The 17,455-nt window shown below is 70.5% G+C and carries 13 protein-coding genes and 1 pseudogene; 9 read left to right on the top strand and 5 right to left on the bottom strand.

Translation table 11 applies throughout. The features are described 5' to 3' along the window. Window positions 1–143 precede the first annotated feature (143 nt). On the top strand, window positions 144–1,505 hold the full coding sequence (locus LG388_RS05020; protein WP_225781640.1) for an IS5 family transposase: 1,362 nt from the start codon (window positions 144–146) through the stop codon (window positions 1,503–1,505). A gap of 15 nt (window positions 1,506–1,520) precedes the next feature. On the opposite strand, the gene LG388_RS05015 is transcribed toward LG388_RS05020, so the two are convergent. The 3 genes from LG388_RS05015 to LG388_RS05005 form a co-directional block, all read right to left on the bottom strand. Continuing rightward, complete coding sequence (locus LG388_RS05015; protein WP_225781715.1) at window positions 1,521–1,796, bottom strand: hypothetical protein; 276 nt, start codon at window positions 1,794–1,796, stop codon at window positions 1,521–1,523. A 3-nt stretch (window positions 1,797–1,799) separates the two neighbouring features. Then, the gene (locus LG388_RS05010; protein ID WP_225781829.1) at window positions 1,800–2,846 is read right to left on the bottom strand and encodes an IS5 family transposase; all 1,047 of its coding nucleotides are present in this window, start codon (window positions 2,844–2,846) and stop codon (window positions 1,800–1,802) included. A gap of 158 nt (window positions 2,847–3,004) precedes the next feature. Beyond that, window positions 3,005–4,093 carry an IS5-like element ISCte5 family transposase gene (locus tag LG388_RS05005; RefSeq protein WP_225781276.1) on the bottom strand — a complete coding sequence of 363 codons (1,089 nt, stop codon included), beginning with the start codon at window positions 4,091–4,093 and terminating at the stop codon, window positions 3,005–3,007. Between the two features lie 98 nt (window positions 4,094–4,191). On the opposite strand from LG388_RS05005, the gene LG388_RS05000 reads away from it, so the two are divergent. The 3 genes from LG388_RS05000 to LG388_RS04990 all read left to right on the top strand — a co-directional run bounded on the left by LG388_RS05000 (window position 4,192) and on the right by LG388_RS04990 (window position 8,309). Beyond that, the gene (locus LG388_RS05000) at window positions 4,192–5,232 is read left to right on the top strand and encodes a DUF4105 domain-containing protein (protein WP_225781714.1); all 1,041 of its coding nucleotides are present in this window, start codon (window positions 4,192–4,194) and stop codon (window positions 5,230–5,232) included. Between the two features lie 84 nt (window positions 5,233–5,316). After that, window positions 5,317–7,401 (top strand): triacylglycerol lipase, encoded by a 2,085-nt coding sequence (locus LG388_RS04995; RefSeq protein WP_225781713.1) that lies wholly within the window; start codon window positions 5,317–5,319, stop codon window positions 7,399–7,401. Continuing rightward, on the top strand, window positions 7,398–8,309 hold the full coding sequence (locus LG388_RS04990; RefSeq protein WP_225781712.1) for a universal stress protein: 912 nt from the start codon (window positions 7,398–7,400) through the stop codon (window positions 8,307–8,309). Before LG388_RS04995 ends, LG388_RS04990 begins: the two co-directional genes overlap by 4 nt. 63 nt (window positions 8,310–8,372) lie before the next feature. Here LG388_RS04990 and LG388_RS04985 read toward each other — a convergent pair whose 3' ends face one another. Further along, window positions 8,373–9,332, bottom strand: a complete 960-nt coding sequence (locus LG388_RS04985; RefSeq protein WP_225781711.1) for a LysR family transcriptional regulator — start codon at window positions 9,330–9,332, stop codon at window positions 8,373–8,375. 114 nt (window positions 9,333–9,446) lie between these two features. Between LG388_RS04985 and LG388_RS04980 the strand changes: the two genes are divergently transcribed. The 5 genes and pseudogenes from LG388_RS04980 to pabB all read left to right on the top strand — a co-directional run bounded on the left by LG388_RS04980 (window position 9,447) and on the right by pabB (window position 16,374). Beyond that, window positions 9,447–10,784: a sulfatase gene (locus LG388_RS04980; protein WP_225781710.1), complete on the top strand. Its 1,338-nt coding sequence runs from the start codon at window positions 9,447–9,449 to the stop codon at window positions 10,782–10,784. Window positions 10,785–10,903: 119 nt separating this feature from the next. Next, on the top strand, window positions 10,904–11,893 hold the full coding sequence (locus LG388_RS04975) for a tripartite tricarboxylate transporter substrate binding protein (RefSeq protein WP_225781709.1): 990 nt from the start codon (window positions 10,904–10,906) through the stop codon (window positions 11,891–11,893). An 86-nt stretch (window positions 11,894–11,979) separates the two neighbouring features. Next, a complete protein-coding gene (locus LG388_RS04970) occupies window positions 11,980–13,011 on the top strand; it encodes a P1 family peptidase (RefSeq protein ID WP_225781708.1) in 1,032 nt (343 codons plus the stop codon). A gap of 36 nt (window positions 13,012–13,047) precedes the next feature. Beyond that, complete coding sequence (locus LG388_RS04965) at window positions 13,048–14,520, top strand: TAXI family TRAP transporter solute-binding subunit (RefSeq protein ID WP_225781707.1); 1,473 nt, start codon at window positions 13,048–13,050, stop codon at window positions 14,518–14,520. Then, window positions 14,517–16,374 (top strand): annotated as a pseudogene (pabB, locus tag LG388_RS04960) (aminodeoxychorismate synthase component I). Before LG388_RS04965 ends, pabB begins: the two are co-directional and overlap by 4 nt. A 42-nt stretch (window positions 16,375–16,416) precedes the next feature. On the opposite strand, the gene LG388_RS04955 reads toward pabB, so the two are convergent. After that, entirely contained in the window at window positions 16,417–17,433 is a 1,017-nt protein-coding gene (locus LG388_RS04955; protein ID WP_225781706.1) for a tripartite tricarboxylate transporter substrate binding protein, read from the bottom strand. Window positions 17,434–17,455: the final 22 nt, after the last annotated feature.

Below are 17,455 nucleotides of genomic sequence, written 5' to 3'. Positions count from 1 at the left end.
GTTCAGGGCTGACTAGGTAGTCCGCCCTGAACAACTCGCAAGCCCTTGATCTGACTGGTTGTTCTTCGAGTTGATGGGCGCGGGATTTGCAAGGTATGGTCTTGCCAGTGCCTGTTTTTTTGCAAATTTCTCCGGGGAGTCCGATGGGTCCGAAGCCTTCGCAGCCGCAAACGGGCGAGTTGTTTCGTCCACGACTGGACGAGCAGATCAACATGAAGCATCCGCTGGTCAGGCTGGGCGCGCTGATCGACTGGGCCGAGATCGAGCGCACGTTCGCGGTGTCGTTCACTTCGGGGCGCGGGCGGCCCGCCTTGGCGCCGCGCCTGGTCGCCGGGCTGCTGTACCTGCAGCACACCTTCGATGCCTCCGACGAGGCGGTGGTCAACACCTGGGTGGAGAACCCATACTGGCAGTTCTTCTGCGGCGAGACCTACCTGCAGACCGAGCTGCCCATTGACCCGTCCAGCCTGACGCGCTGGAGAAAGCGCGTTGGGGAAGAAGGCGTGGAGATGCTGCTGGCGGCCAGCATCGATGCCGCCCGGCGTGGTGGCGTCATCAAGAAAGCCAGCGTGCAGCAAGTGATCGTGGACACCACGGTGATGCCCAAGGCTATCGCTCACCCCACCGACAGCCGCCTGCTGGAGCGAAGCCGCCAGCACCTGGTCAAGGTGGCCGAGGGCAATGGGCTGAAACTGCGCCAGAACTACAACCGCATCGCCCCACGGCTGGCCGCGCAGATCGGGCGCTACGCCCACGCCAAGCAGTTCAAGCGCATGAACAAGGCCGTTCGCACACTGCGCACCCGGGTTGGCCGCGTGCACCGCGAGGTGGCCCGCCAACTGCACATGCTGCCCGAAGCGGCCCAGGCCAAGGTCCAAGACCTGCTGCAGCGCACCGGCCGCATCCTCAGTCAACGCACGAAGGACAAGAACAAGCTGTACGCCCTGCACGCGCCCGAGGTCGAATGCATCAGCAAAGGCAAAGCCAGGACACCGTACGAGTTCGGCGTGAAGGTCAGCATCGCTACCACGTTGAAGGAAGGCCTGGTGGTGGGCATGCGCTCCATGCCGGGCAACCCCTACGACGGCCACACCCTGGCTGAGACACTGGAGCAGGTGGGCATCCTCACTGGCACGGACAGGCCGCCCGCCACGGCAATCGTGGACAAGGGCTACCGGGGTGTGAAAGTTGAAGGTGTGCGCATCCTGATGTCGGGCCAAAAGCGGGGCATCACCCGAACGCTCAGGGCCATGATCAAGCGGCGCAGCGCCATCGAACCGGCCATTGGGCACATGAAGATGGACGGGCGGCTGGGCCGCAACCCGCTCAAGGGTGCGCTGGGCGATGCGCTGCACGCGGTGATGTGCGGTGCCGGGCATAACCTGCGCCTGATCCTGGCCGCGCTGCGGCTTTATTGCGCCCGATTCGGGTTATCGATGCAGGCGGTCATCGCCGCACTGCTGGCCGCTCCTGGCGACGTCAGCCTATCTGTAGCTGACAACTGAATTGTTCAGGGCTGACTAGGTATTGTTTTCCGAGCGGGTCAATTGAATCAGCTCTGAGACGGCGAGTGAGGCAAGTGCCAAATCGCACTGCTGAATTCTCCATGCTTTACCAGTTTTTCTATTCCACTGAAATGCTCCTCCTAGCAGGCCGTTGAAAAAATGCTCATCGAACGCGCCAGGGTCGTGGATTTCGAAGAAACGGATCGCCCAAACTGGCCTGCGCAGCGATTGGAGCGGCCATTTCGGCCTGTTTGCAGGCCGTTTTGCCCGTTCCGGGCGCACGTATCCCATGGTTCACGCATGATGCGCGTCCCACCAGCCGCCCAGACTGCCCATGCGCACCAGGTTGTAGGTGGCAAAGCACAGCAGCGCCTGGCCCGCGAGCTTGGCCTGACCGATCAATTTGGTCTTGGCCAGACCACCCACTGTCTTGATCCAGCCAAAGGCCTCCTCGATGCGCTTGCGCACTTTGAGGCTGGTCTTGTAGCCCTCGTGGCGCCGAATGCGGCCATCGACCGCCGAGTGCTTGTCCTTGGCCGCCACGTGTGGCGTGACTTTGAGCTTTCGGCAGCCCTTGATGAAGGCCTGGCTGTCGTAACCTTTGTCGGCCCCGACCGTGGCCCGCTTGTTCTTGTTTCCCCGGCGTTTGAGCATCGCCAGCGCCGCCTCGCGCTCGGCGGTGCCACTGGCATGTGTGATCTCCACATCCACGATCAGCCCGTTGCGGTTCTCCATGAGGATGTGCCCCATGTGGCACAGGCGAGATTTGTCGCCCGCGCTCTTCTTGAACAGCCGGGCATCGGCATCGGTGGTGCTGGCGTGGGTGTCGTTGCAGCGCTCCTGCCCTTTGAAGTTCACCTCGGGGTTGCGTCCGGGTGGCGTGCCGCTGTCGTCGTCTTTGCGTTTGAAACTCTTGTGCGAGGCCCAGGCCTCAATCAGCGTGCCGTCCACGCTGAAGTGTTCGTCGCTGGCAAGCCGGCCCCACTGGGCGCTGCGCTTGACGCGCTCGAAGAAGGCGCGCGCCAGGTCTTCGTTGAAGAGGCGTTCGCGGTTGGCGCTGAAGGTGGAGTGGTCCCAGACCTTGTCTTCAATGTTCAGGCCCACGAACCAGCGGTACAGCAGGTTGTAGTTGACCGCCTCGACCAGCTGGCGTTCGCTGCGGATGGAGAACAGGATTTGCAGCAGCAAGGCCTTGAGCAGCATCTCCGGCGGCACCGAGGGGCGGCCACGGCGGGCGTACACCGCTTCGAACTCGCTGTTCATGCTCGACAGCAGCGCATCCACCACGGCGCGCAACTTGCGCAGCGGGTGTGCCGCTGGCACTCTTTCTTCAAGGCTGATGTAGCTAACAGGCCGTTGAAAAAATGCTCATCGAACGCGCCAGGGTCGTGGATTTCGAAGAAACGGATCGCCCAAACTGGCCTGCGCAGCGATTGGAGCGGCCATTTCGGCCTGTTTGCAGGCCGTTTTGCCCGTTCCGGGCGCACGTATCCCATGGTTCACGCATGATGCGCGTCCCACCAGCCGCCCAGACTGCCCATGCGCACCAGGTTGTAGGTGGCAAAGCACAGCAGCGCCTGGCCCGCGAGCTTGGCCTGACCGATCAATTTGGTCTTGGCCAGACCACCCACTGTCTTGATCCAGCCAAAGGCCTCCTCGATGCGCTTGCGCACTTTGAGGCTGGTCTTGTAGCCCTCGTGGCGCCGGATGCGGCCATCGACCGCCGAGTGCTTGTCCTTGGCCGCCACGTGTGGCGTGACTTTGAGCTTTCGGCAGCCCTTGATGAAGGCCTGGCTGTCGTAACCTTTGTCGGCCCCGACCGTGGCCCGCTTGTTCTTGTTTCCCCGGCGTTTGAGCATCGCCAGCGCCGCCTCGCGCTCGGCGGTGCCACTGGCATGTGTGATCTCCACATCCACGATCAGCCCGTTGCGGTTCTCCATGAGGATGTGCCCCATGTGGCACAGGCGAGATTTGTCGCCCGCGCTCTTCTTGAACAGCCGGGCATCGGCATCGGTGGTGCTGGCGTGGGTGTCGTTGCAGCGCTCCTGCCCTTTGAAGTTCACCTCGGGGTTGCGTCCGGGTGGCGTGCCGCTGTCGTCGTCTTTGCGTTTGAAACTCTTGTGCGAGGCCCAGGCCTCAATCAGCGTGCCGTCCACGCTGAAGTGTTCGTCGCTGGCAAGCCGGCCCCACTGGGCGCTGAGCTTGACGCGCTCGAAGAAGGCGCGCGCCAGGTCTTCGTTGAAGAGGCGTTCGCGGTTGGCGCTGAAGGTGGAGTGGTCCCAGACCTTGTCTTCAATGTTCAGGCCCACGAACCAGCGGTACAGCAGGTTGTAGTTGACCGCCTCGACCAGCTGGCGTTCGCTGCGGATGGAGAACAGGATTTGCAGCAGCAAGGCCTTGAGCAGCATCTCCGGCGGCACCGAGGGGCGGCCACGGCGGGCGTACACCGCTTCGAACTCGCTGTTCATGCTCGACAGCAGCGCATCCACCACGGCGCGCAACTTGCGCAGCGGGTGTGCCGCTGGCACTCTTTCTTCAAGGCTGATGTAGCTAAACATCGCCCCCTGGAAGTCTTGGTTGCCTCTCATCTTTCTTGTCGCAGTTGTTCCGGGATGGCTTCAGATCGTAGCGGCCGACGCGGACGCTCGCAGGGGATTTTTCAACGGCCTGCTAGAGCACTTTTCGCATGAATGAAAGCCGCCTCGGCTGGCTGCGCCGCATCGCCGCCAGCCTCCCCCTGCTCCTTACCGCCCTATGGGCCGCTCTCGCCCTCCACTACCAGCTCCCGCTCTCGCCGGAACTGCGCGTGGCCGCCGTCGTGGCCTGGGGCCTGTTCGCCATCGCGGCTTTGCTGCTGCTCTGGCGCGGGCAGCCTTGGCGGGCGCTGCTGACCTACGGGCTGGCCTTTGCGCTGCTGCTGGGGTGGTGGGTGCGGCTGGTGCCTTCAGACACGCGCGACTGGGCCGACGATGTGGCGCGGCACCTGCAGCCGCGCGTACAGGGCAGTCAGGTACTGTTGCAGAACGTGCGCAATTTCGACTGGCGCAGCGACACCGACTACACGGCGCGCTGGGAAGCGCGGCGTTACGACCTGGACCGGCTGCGCACGGTGGACATGGGCCTGTCTTACTGGATGGGGCCGGCCATTGCGCACACGCTGGTGTCTTTCGGCTTTGACGACGGGCGCGGCGGCACCGACTACGTGGCCTTCTCCATCGAGATCCGCAAGGAGCGGCACGAGCGCTTTTCGGCCGTGGCGGGCTTCTTCAAGGAGTTCGAGCTGAGCCTGGTGGCCGGCGACGAGCGCGACCTGCTGCGGGTGCGCACCAATGTGCGCAATGAAGATGTGTACCTCTACCGCGTGCAGATGGCGCCGGCGGCCATGCGCTCGCTGTTTCTGGCCTATGTGGCCGAAGCCGAGTCGCTGCAGCGCCAGCCGCGCTTCTACGACACGCTCACGGCCAACTGCACCACCATCGTTTATCAGATGGCGCAGCGCATCGTGGGCGGCCTGCCGGCCGACTGGCGGCTGCTGGCCTCGGGCTACCTGCCCGAGTACGTGCATGACGTGGGCGCGCTGGCGCCGGGCGTGCCGCTGGATGCGCTGCGCAGCGCGGGCCGCATCACGCTGCGCGCGCAGGCGGCCGATGCGGACCCGCAGTTCTCGCGCGCGATCCGTGCGGGCATTCCGGGCATGAACGGCTTGAGCCCCATGCAATCGCCCTGAGGGATGATGGCGGGCGTGACTGTGATTGCCCACGCGACCGTGCCTCCTTCGCATCTTCTGCCTCTTCTTTCCCTGACTTCGAGTGTGACGACGACCGCGCCTTTCCGTGCGCTGACCCGGCCGGCCGCCGCGCTGCGCGGCTGGGGACGGTCGGCGCTGCGGGCCAGCGCGCTGATGGCCGGCGTGCTGCTGCTCACGGGTTGCGCGGCGGTGAGCGTGTCCACCATTTTGCCGGCCGACTACCTGGCCGAGCGGCGCGGCGACGTGCTGACCATGGGCCGGCTCAGCGTGGCCGCGCAGGAGGTGCTGCGCGTGGTGGGCATCAACGATTGCCGCGAGCAGCCGGCGGCCTGCCGCCGCACGCTGGAGCCGGCGAACACGCCCGGCGGCATCACCGACGAGCAGCGGCTGTCGGCGCTGTCGGAGCTGTGGCTGGAACATGCGCTGGCCACGGCGCGCGCGCCCGGCGCCCACACGCTGCCGGCCACGCTGGCGCAGGGCGATCCGGTGCTCGACGCTTGGATCGAGTCGGCGCGCCATGCGTATGCCTACCTCTTCCACACGGCGCGGCGACCGGGCGAGCGCGCCTTCGAAGACCGGCAGACGCAGGTGCGCGACTACTACAACTACGCGGCGCAGCAGGCGATGTCGCGGCTGTTCGCGCTGTACCAGGCGCGCGGCGTGGCCGGCGCGCAGGCCATCACCACGCGCATCGGCCGCTGGCAGATCGGCAGCCAGGCCATCGACATGCCGCTGCCGCCGGGCATGACGCTGCCGCAGGAGCTGGTGCCCGCCGCGTCGCTGCGCTTCACGGGCTTGCGCAACACCTACCGGCGCGACGGCTTCGGGGCCGAGTTCGTGGCCGTGCTGGCGCCGCCCGAGGTGGCGGCCAGCGGCGGCGACACCGACCGCGTGCTGAAGCCGCCGCCCCCGCCCGCACAAGCCGGCACGGGCGAGGTGCAATACCCCTCGCTGACCGCGCTGCTGCGCTTCGAAGGCGCCACGCTGGCCGAGGTGATGCGCACCGACGCGCTGCAGGTATTGCTTTACGACCCGTACCGCGCCACGCATGCGCGGCTGGGCGGCGAGCAGGTGCCGCTGGCGGCCAACTTCACGGCCGGCTACGGGCTGTGGCTGGCGCGTTCGGGCTTTGCCACGCAGTCGCTGCGCACGCTGTTCGGACTGTCCGACGGCCTCGTGGCGCCGCGCGTGCAGATCATGCAGCCCTGGAACCCCGAGCGCCGCATCGTCGTGATGCTGCACGGCCTGGCCAGCAGCCCCGAGGCCTGGGTCAACGTGGCCAACGAGGTGATGGGCGACGAGCAGCTGCGGCAGAACTACCAAGTGTGGCAGGTCTACTACCCCACCAACGCGCCGCTGGCGCTGAACCTGCACAGCATCCGCGCGGCGCTGCAGCAGGCGCTGGCGCAGTTCGATCCGCAGGGCCGCTCGGTCGCCGCGCGGGACATCACGCTGGTGGGCCACAGCATGGGCGGCGTGCTGGCGCGGCTGCTGGTGTCGCGGGCCGACGATCAGCTGTGGCAGCTGCTGCCGCCCGAGGCGCGCGAGGGTGACACGCGCCGACAGCTGGAGCGCGAGGGCCTGGCCGCGTACCTGCGCTTCGAGCCGCTGCCCGGCGTGGGCCGCGCGGTGTTCATCGCCGCGCCGCACCGCGGCACGCCCTTTGCCGAACAGCGCATCGCGCGCCGCGTGGCCAACTTGGTGACGCTGCCGCTGGCCATGCTCGACGAGGTGGGCGACCTGGCGCGGCTGCTGGCGCAGATGCGGCCGGGTGCCGAGCAGGGCGCGCAGGCGCCGCAGCGCGGCCTGCCCGCCTCTGCCGAGGGCAGCACGCTGGCGCGCATTCCGAACAGCATCGACAACCTGAGCGACCGCGACCCCTTCGTGCGCGCCGCGGCGGCGCTGCCCATCGACCCACGCGTGCCGCACCACTCGATCATCGGCCGCATCGACCCGGCCGTGCCGCTGGAAGACAGCAGCGACGGCATCGTGCCCTACCGCAGCGCGCACCTGGCCAGCGCGCAGTCCGAGCGGGTCATCCCCTCGGGCCACAGCGTGCAGGAGCACCCGGCGGCGATCCTCGAGATCCGCCGCATCCTGCACCTTCACCTGCAGGGCGCCGCGGGCGGCCGAGAATGGGCGCCATGACCGCACAAGCCCCGAAGCGCCTTCTGTTCGCCACCGACCTGAGCAGCCGCTGCGACCGCGCGCTGGACCGCGCCGTGCTGCTGGGCCAGCAATGGCAGGCCAGCGCCGTGGCGCTGAGCGTGCTGGACCCGGCCACCGCCGGGCGCGACCTGAAAGCCCTGGGCGGCCCCGAGCGCGTGCCGCAGAGCGTGGCCGAGAAGCGCCTGCGCGCGGATCTGGCCGTGGAATGCCTGCCCTTCACCGTGCGCGTGGAGCGCGGCCCGGTGGCCGACACGGTGCTGGCAGTGGCGCAATCCGAAGGCGCCGATCTCATCGTGACCGGCGTGGCCCGCAACGAGGCGCTGAGCCGCATGCTGCTGGGCTCCAGCGTGGACACGCTGGCCCGCCGCTCGCCCGTGCCGCTGCTGGTGGTGCGCAACCGCGCCCGCGTGCCTTACGCGCGCGTGCGCGTGGCCACCGACCTGAGCGATTCCGCCGGCCAGGCGCTGTGCTGGGCGCTGGCCGCCTTCCCCGACGCGGAAGTGACGCTGTTCCACGCCTTCGACACCGTGCCCCGGCTGCGCGAGGCCGTGGGCGCGGGCCTGGCGACCCGCAACGCGCATGACGCCGCGCTGGAGCGGCTGCAGGCGTGGCTGGCGGGCCTGCCCATCGAGGCCGCGCAGCGCGCCCGTGTGCGCGTGGCGCTGGAGCCGGGCGATGCGGCCCTGCGCCTGTACGAGCACAGCACGCGCCAGCCCGAAGACCTGATCGTGCTGGGCCGGGCCGAGCGCAGCGCGCTGGCCAGCCTGCTGCTGGGCAGCGTGGCGCGGCAGGCGCTGGACATCGTGGACAGCGACGTGGCGGTGGTGCCCCATTTGCCGCACCCGCCGCACCGGCCGCATGCGCCCCGCAACACCGCTGCGGGCTGAGCCGGCCCGAAAAGCCTGAAAGCCTGAACACCTGAGTCCGCGCGGCAGCGGCTGCACCGGACTTCAGGCCGCGCCGCGGGGCGCGTGAGCGGCGGCATCGGGCCCCTCGGCGGCATCGCCCGCTGCCATGGCCGCGATCTCCTCGCGCAGCAGCTGTCCCACCTGCGCCATCGCCGCGTCTTCCTGGGCGCTGGCGCGGCTCCACAGGTACATGGGCCGGGCCGTGGCCACGCCGGGCCAGGGCAGCTCCACCACACCGAAGCGCGCCATGAGCCGCCGCAGCGGAAAGCGCGGCAGCACCGACAGGTGCCGGCCGCGCGACAGCAGGTCGAGCAGGGTGAAGGCTTCGCCGAGCACCGTGACTTCGGCGCGCATGCGCGCCACGCCGGCCGCGCGCAGCATGTCACGCACGTCCTGGTCGAAGGGCGAGGCCGTGCCCAGGCTGATCCACGATTGGCCGTCGACCGCGCCCTCGCCCAGCGGCTGGCCCGCCAGCGGGTGCGTGCGCCCGCAGAAGACGCCCAGCGCGTCGGCCACCAGCAGCTCGCGCGCGATGCCGGGCGGCGGGCGCTCCAGCCACGAAGGCGCGATCACGAAGTCGTGCCGGCCGTCGATCAGCTGTTCCATCAGCAGGTGCGGGCGGTCGCTCTGGATGGACAGCGCCAGGTCGGGCAGCCGCGCCAGCAGCTGGTGCGCCAGCGCGCCCATCACCGCCGCGCCCACCACCGGCCCCACGCCGATGCGCACCTGCCGGCGGATGCCGCCGCGGTGGCGGGCCGTGACCTCGGCCGCGTCGCGCAGCTGGCGCGCGATGGCCCGGCCCTCGCGCGCCAGCATCTCGCCCAGCGGGGTGCTGCGCACGCCGTAGCGGCTGCGCTCGAAGAGCAGGCCGCCGGCCTGCATCTCCAGCGTCTGCATGTTGTGCGTGAGCGTGGGCTGCGTCAGGTGCAGGTGGCGGCTGGCCTGCGTGATGGAGCCCTTTTCCAGGATGGTGGCGAGCTGCACGAGGTGGCGCGGATCCATAGATATTTTTATCTTTGGCAATCAATTTTCAATTTTACGGATGCCGGTTCCCGGCCTAAGCTGGCCCCTGTTTCCCCTCTACCGACCGGGCCGGACTGTTCTGCCCCTCGCGCCATGACCGATTCCGCACCCAGACCCAACCTGATCTACATCGTGGCCGACGACCTGGGCTTTGCCGACCTGGGCTGCTACGGCGGGCGCGAAGCGGGCTTCGGGCCGGTGTCGCCGAACATCGACGCGCTGGCCGCGGGCGGCCTGCGCATGACCGAGGGCTATGCCAATTCGCCCGTGTGCTCGCCCACGCGCTTCGCGCTGATGACCATGCGCTACCAGTACCGCCTGCGCGGCGGCATGGAAGAGCCCATCAACAGCAAGAGCAAGGGCAACCCGCGCCTGGGCCTGCCGCCCGAGCTGCCCACCCTGCCCTCGCTGCTGCGCGAGGCCGGCTACGCCACGGCGCTGATCGGCAAGTGGCACCTGGGCTACCCGCCGGCCTTCGGCCCGCTGCGCTCGGGCTACGACGCCTTCTACGGGATCATGGCCGGCGGCGTGGACTACTTCACCCACTGCTCAGGCAAGGGCGACCACGACCTGTTCGTGGGCGAGGAAGAGCACCACGAGGTGGGCTACCTCACCGACCTGCTCTCGCAGCGCGCGGTGGCCCATGTGCGCGAGCGCGCCAGCGATGCGCGCGAAGGCCGCCCCTTCTTCCTGAGCCTGCACTACACGGCGCCGCACTGGCCGTGGGAAACGCGAGCCGACGCCCATATGGCGCCCGAGGTGGCGGCCAACCTGTTCCACCTGGACGGCGGCGACGTCGAGACCTACCGCCGCATGATCCACCACATGGACGAAGGCATCGGCCAGCTGGTGGCCGCGCTGCGCGAGGAAGGGCTGCTGGAGAACACGCTGATCGTCTTCACCAGCGACAACGGCGGCGAGCGCTTTTCCGACAACTGGCCGCTGGTGGGCGGCAAGATGGACCTGACCGAAGGCGGCATCCGCGTGCCCTGGGTGGCGCACTGGCCGGCCGTGATTCCGGCCGGCAGCACGAGCACGCAGCACTGCATGACCATGGACTGGTCGGCCACGATGCTCGAGCTGGGCGGCGCCGCGGCGCCCGCGGGCCACGCGCTGGACGGCGTGTCGCTGGCCGCCGTGCTGCGCGAGCCTGCGCAGACCTTCGAGCGCCCGCTGTACTGGCGCATGAACCACCGCCAGCAGCGCGCGCTGCGCAAGGGGCCGTGGAAGTACCTGCGCGTGGACGAGCACGAATACCTCTTCGACCTGAGCCGCGACGCACGCGAACGCGCCAACCTGGCGAAGCGCCACCCCGACATCTTCGAGGCGCTGCGCGCGCAATGGCTGGCCTGGAACGAGACCGTGCCGCCCATTCCGGAGGACGCGGCCGTGAGCCTGGGCTACTCGGCCGCCGACATGCCGCAGCGCTGAGCCACTCCGCTGCGCGAGCGGTGGGCTCACCATTCGCCGCACCCGCCCGCAGAGCCCACACATGGCCCGAACACGGCCCGGACGCTGCCCCGATTCCGATTTCAAGAACAGGAGACCTCATGCACACGCCCTCCCCCGCTTTCCGCCCCCGCCCTCTCGCCTTCGCGCTGATGGCCCTGGCCGCCTGCAGCACGCCGGTGCTGGCCCAGAACTGGCCCACCAAGCCGATCAAGCTGGTCGCGCCCTCGGCCCCCGGCGGCCCGCCCGACGCCTACGCCCGCGCCATCGCCGACCTGATGGGCAAGGAACTGGGCCAGGCCATCGTGGTGGAGAACTCGCAGGCCGTGGGCGGCATGGTGGCGGCGCAGGCGCTCACGCGCGCCGACGCCGACGGCTATTCGCTGCTGGTGGGCACCACCGGCATGCTCACCATCACGCCACATGCCAACACCAAGGCCCGCTACACGCTGGCCGACTTCACGCCCCTCTGCGAAGGCGTGGAAGCCGGCCTGGTGCTGGCCAGCCACCCCAGCGTGGGCAAGGGCGACTTCGCGCAGCTCAAGACCTGGATCACCTCGCAGAAGCCGGCGCCGGCGTACTCCTCCTTCTCGCCGGGCTCGCCCGCGCACTTCCTGGGCTACCAGCTCTCGGAAGCGCTGAAGGTGGAGATGACGCATGTGCCCTACCGCAGCAGCCCGCCGCAGGTGTCGGACATGCTGGGCGGCGTCTCGCCGCTGGGCTTCGTGCAGATCTCCACCGCCGCGCCGCACATCAAGGCCGGCAAGCTGGCGGCCTACGCCACCACCGCGCCGCAGCGCACGGCCGAGCTGCCCGAAGTGCCCACGGTGGCCGAAGTGGGCCTGCCGCAGCTGCAGACCACGGTGTGGTTCGGGCTGATCGGCCCCAAGGGCCTGCCGGCCGCCGTGACCGAGCGGCTGACGGCCGCGCACCGCAAGGCGCTGGCCTCGCCGGAGTTCCGCACGCGCATGGCGGCCTCGGGCCTCACGCCCTCGGCCGACCGCTGCGGCGCGGCCTTCCGCACCCGCATGGACGAGGATTCGGCGCGCTGGGCGCGGGTGGTCAAGGCCACGGGTTTCCAGGCGGACTGAAGGCGATGCGGGCGGGCCACGCCCGCGCCGGGGTGAGCCGGGCGCCGGGGCCATGGACGGCGACCCGGCTCGTATGATCCCGCCCGATGTCCCGCAACACCCCCTTTGCCCCCCTTGCCGACGCCGGTGCGATCACCGACGTCGCCGGCCTCGAAGTCGGCCATTTCTCCCACCCCGATGGCCCCACCGGCTGCACCGTGATCCTGGCGCGCGAAGGCGCCGTGGCCGGCGTGGACGTGCGCGGTGCCGCGCCCGGCACGCGGGAAACCGACCTGCTCGCGCCCGGCAACTTCGTGCAGCAGGTGCATGCCGTGCTGCTGGCCGGCGGCAGCGCCTGGGGCCTGGCCGCGGCCGATGGCGTGGTGGCCTGGCTGGAAGAGCGCAATGTGGGCCTGGACGTGCGCTACGGCACCCTGCCCATCGTGCCCGCCGCCGTGCTCTTCGACCTGCCCTCCACCGGCGCGCGCGTGCGGCCCGACGCCGCCGCCGGCCGCGCCGCCTGCGAGGCCGCCTCGGCGCAAGCGCCCGCCGAAGGCAACGTGGGCGCCGGCACCGGCGCGCTGGTGGGCAAGCTCTTCGGCGCCGCCCATGCCATGAAGGGCGGCATCGGCACCGCCTCGGTCACCGTGGGCGGCGTGACGGTGGGCGCGCTCATCGCCTGCAATGCGCTGGGCGATGTGGTCGACCCGGACACCGGCGCCGTGATCGCCGGTGCGCGCACCGACGACGGCCTGCGCCTGCGCGACACGCGCCGCGCCCTGCTGGCCGGCGAGCCGCCGCGCCCGCTGCTGGCCGGCACCAACACCACCATCGGCGTGGTGGCCACAGACGCCGTGCTGACCAAGGTGCAGGCCAACCGGCTCGCCACCGTGGCGCACGACGGCCTGGCCCGCGCCATCAACCCGGTGCACACCATGAGCGACGGCGACACGCTGTTCGCGCTGGCCACCGGCCGCGTGCCGCTGGGCGACGCCGCCCCCGGCATGACCGTGCTGAGCACCATGGCCGCCGAGGCCGTGGCCCGCGCCACCGTGCGCGCCGCGTGGGCCGCGCGCAGCATCGAAGGCGCCGAGGGCCTGCGCTTCCCCGGCCGCGCGGACTGGGCGCCGCAGGCATGACGGCTGTCATGCGAGCCGATCGCAAGAAGCCCTGACATGAAAGCCGTGCCGCGCTACTTCAAGCTGCTGTGGCTGGGCTTTCGCGACCTGATCGCGTCGGTTGGGCCGGTGGTCTTCCTGGTGGCCGGCGTGCTGATCGCGGCCTACGTCTACCTGCAGCCGCAGCCGCCGCGCAGCGTGACCTTGGCCACCGGCCCGGCCGGCAGCGCCGATGCCGAATTCGGCCAGCGCTATGCCGAGGCCCTGCGCGCCAACGGCATCACCGTGGTGCTCAAGCCCACCACGGGCTCGGTGAACAACCTGGCGCTGCTGCGCAAGGGCGAAGTGGACGCGGCCTTCGTGCGCGGCGGCAGCGCCGACCCGGTGGCCGACAGCGAGGCAGGCCTCGTCTCGCTGGGCGCGCTCTACTACGAGCCGCTGTGGATCTTCTACCGGCTCGATGCGGCCCAACGCATCAGAAATACGCCCCCACGCTCCCCCGCTGCGCGTGGTCCGCTGCCCCCCGAGGGGGCGCCTTTCATCTTGGGGCGGCCCGGCGATGAAAGGAAGCACGGCGCCATCGATTCGCTGGCCGACCTGCGGCCGCTGCGCGTGAACGTGGGCCAGGCCGGCAGCGGCGTGCCCGACATCATGGCGCGCATGCTGAACGCCAACCGCATCGACGCGGCGCGCATGCCGCTGTCGCAGCTGGACCCCAGCCCCGCCACCGAGGCGCTGCTGGGCGGCATGATCGATGTGGAGGTGATGGCGTCGGCCCCGCAGTCGCCGCTGGTGCAGCGCCTGCTGCGCAGCCCGGGCATCGGCCTGCTGGACCTGCGCCAGGCCGAGGCCTACACGCGCATCTTCCCCTTCTTCTCGGCCGTGAGCCTGCCGCGCGGCATCGTGGACCTGGCGGGCGACCAGCCGCCGCAGGACGTGACCATGCTGGCGGCCACGGTGTCGCTGCTCACGCGCGAAGACACGCACCCCGCGCTGCGCCAGCTCTTCGCGCAGGCGGCGCAGACCATCCACGGCGGCGCGCACTGGTTCAACGGCGCGCGCGAGTTCCCGAACACGCGCACCAGCGAACTGCCCGTGAGCGCCGAGGGCGACCGCGCCATCAACGGCACACCGCCCTTCTGGCAGCGCTACCTGCCCTTCTGGGCCAGCAACCTCATCGAGCGCATGTGGCTGGTGCTGGGCGGCCTGATCGTGCTGCTGCTGCCGCTGTCGCGCGTCGTGCCGCCGCTGTACACCTTCCGCGTGCGGCGGCGCGTGTTCCGCTGGTACGCGCGCCTGCGCGAGGTGGAGGCCAAGGCCGACGCGGGCGAAGGCCGCACGCCGCAGCAGTGGCAGGCGCTGCTGGACGAGCTGGACCAGCTCGACCGCGTGGTGGACCGCATCGCGGTGCCGCTGTCGTATGCCGACGAGCTGTACGCGCTGCGGCACAACATCGACACCGTGCGCCAGCGCGTGCGCGCGCGGCAGGCCGCAGCCCCGGCGGCGCCTGCGGCCGCGGCCGCGCCATGAACACGCCGGCGCGCCCGGCGGCGCCCTGGCAGGCGCTGATCGACTTTGCCGACCCGCACAGCCCGGATCCGCGCGCCGGCCGCCTGCGCGCCGCCTTCGGCACGCCCCGGCGCGTGCTGGCCGCGCGCATGCCGCAGGAGGTGCGGCCCGTGCTGGACGCGGCCGAAGCCGCGGCGCGCGAGGGCCGCTGGTGCGTGGGCTACCTGCGCTACGAAGCCGCGGCCGCCTTCGACCCGGCCTTTGCCGTGCATCCCGCCGACGGGCCGCTGGCCTGGTTCGGCGTGCACGACACGCCCCTGCCCTGGCCACGCGAGGAACTGGCGGCCGGGGCCGTGCTGCCGCCGCTGGCTTGGCAGGCGCAGCTGCAGCGCGCGCAGTTCGATCGCCACATGGCCGAGATCCACCGCGCCATCGCTGATGGCGAGCTCTACCAGCTCAACTACACGATGACGCTGCAGGCGCCCTTGGCGGACGCGAGCGCCGAAGCCGCGCGCCGCTGCTTTCGCGCGCTGCGCCAGGCGCAGCCCGACGGCTACACGGCCTTCATCGACGCAGGCGAGGAACAGGTGCTGTCGGTCTCCCCCGAGCTGTTCTTCGACTGGCAGGGCGACCAGTGGCTGGGCCGGCCCATGAAGGGCACGGCGCCGCGCGGCGCCACGCCTGCCGAAGACGAAGCGAACGCGCGCCGGCTGCGCACCGTGCCCAAGGAACGGGCCGAGAACGTGATGATCGTGGACCTGATCCGCAACGACATCTCGCGCGTGGCGCGACCTTTCTCGGTGCGCGTGCCGCGCCTGTTCCACACCGAGGCGCTGCCCACCGTGTGGCAGATGACCTCGGACGTGCAGGCGCGCACGCGCGCGGGCACCACGCTGGCCGACCTGTTCGCCGCCCTCTTCCCCTGCGGCTCGATCACGGGCGCGCCCAAGGTCAGCGCGATGAAGCGGATCCACGCGCTGGAGCCGCAGCCACGCGGCGTGTACTGCGGCGCCGTGGGCGTGGTGCAGCCGGGCGGCAGCGCGCGCTTCAACGTGCCGATCCGCACCGTCACCCTGCGTGGAAGCCGCGCGTTCTGCGGCGTGGGCAGCGGCATCACTTCCGACGCACAGGCCGCGGCCGAATGGGCCGAGTGGCAGCACAAGCTGGCTTTTCTGTGGACCGCCGCAGCCTCGGCGCCACCCGTCTCGTCCCACCCTGGCGCGCCATCCGCCCCCAAGCCCCATGAGCACTGAACCGAGCTTCGACCTGCTGGAAACCCTGGCACTGGACGGCGGCACGCTGCGCCATGTCGACGACCACCTGGCCCGCATGGCCGCAGCGGCGGCCCACTTCGGCCGGCCCTGGCAGCCCGAGCGTGTGCGGCAGGTGCTGCAGGCGCTGACGGCCGAGCACCCCACCGGCCTGTGGCGCGTGCGCCTGCTGCTGGACGAAGGCGGCATGCCGCGCGCGCAGGCCTTTGCAATGGAGCCGCCGCCCGCGCGCGTGTGCCTGCAACTGGCCGATCGCGCCTTCGACGAGGCCCGCAGCGAGTTCTCGCGCCACAAGACCACGCGGCGCGCGCACTACGAGGCCTTCGCGCCCACGGCCGAGGGCGTGTTCGACACGCTGCTGTGGAACGCCGAGGGCGAGATCACCGAATGCACGCGCGGCAACATCGCGCTGCAACGGCAGGACGGCCGGTGGGTGACGCCGCCGCTGCGCTGCGGTCTGCTGAATGGCATCGGCCGCGCGCTGCGCCTGCGCAGCGGCGAGCTGGCCGAGGCCGTGGTGCGCGTCGAGGAGCTGCCCCGCGTGCAGGCCTTCGCGTTCGTCAACAGCCTGCGCGGCTGGCTGCCGGCCGATCTGGTGCGCTGAAGGTCCGGGCCCGGCCCCTGGCGGCCCGTGGCGGCGAAGCCGTCAGTCGCCGCGGATCTTCTGCTCGCGGATGATCTTGCCGAAGCGCTCCGCATCGCTCATCGCGCGCTGGTGGAACTGCTCGGGCGTCATCGGTGCGGCCTCGCCGCCCAGCGCCAGGACGCGCTCGTGCGGGCCGGGCTGCGCGAGGATTTTGTTCACTTCGCGGTTCAGGCGCGCCACGACCTCGGGCGGCGTGCCGGCCGGCGCATAGAGGCCGAACACGGTGTCGGCGTCGAAGCCCGGCAGGCCCGCTTCGGCCAGCGTGGGCACGTCGGGGAACAGCGGCGAGCGCGTGGGGCTGCCCACGGCCAGCAGCTTGAGCTTGCCGGCCTGGATGTGCGGCACGGCCACGCCAGGGTCGAACAGGAAGTCAAGCTGGCCGCCCAGCAGGTCGGTGAGCGCGGGCGCCGCGCCGCGGTACGGCGCATGCGTGGCGACCAGCCCGGCCTGCGACTTCAGCATCTCGGTCGCCAGGTGTGGCGAACTGCCGTTGCCCGGCGAGCCGAAGCTCAGCTTGCCCGGGTTCGCCTTCACATAGGCCAGGAAGCTTTTCGCGTCCTGGGCCGGGAAGTCGGGCCGCGTGACCAGGAACACCAGCACGCGCGCGGTGGCGGCCACGGGCACCAGGTCCTTGGCCGGGTCGAAGGGCATCCTGTCGTAGATGAAGGGGTTGACCGACACCATGCCGCCCGAGCTCATGAGCAAGGTGTAGCCGTCGGGCGCCGACTTGGCGACCACATCGCCGCCGATGTTGCCGCCCGCGCCGCCCCGGTTCTCGATCACCACGGGCTGGCCCAGCGCCTCTTGCAGCGGCGTGCCGATCGCCCGCGCGATCTGGTCGGCCGCGCCGCCGGCCGGGAAGTTGACGACGATCTTCACGGGCTTGCTGGGCCAGGCCGCGGCCTGCGCCCAGGCGCCGGCGCCCGGCAGCGCGAGGGCCAGGGCGGCGCCCAGCAGCAGGCCGGCGCGGCGGCGGGGCAGGAAGCGCGCGGGGGTCGAGGAAAGGGTCTTCGGCATGGTCTGTCTCCGCTCTCGTGGT

Origin of the sequence: Xenophilus sp. Marseille-Q4582 (assembly GCF_916700565.1) — a bacterium.
In the GTDB taxonomy this organism is placed as follows: Bacteria; Pseudomonadota; Gammaproteobacteria; order Burkholderiales; family Burkholderiaceae_C; genus Xenophilus.
This window is presented reverse-complemented; position numbering and strand designations above follow the sequence as displayed.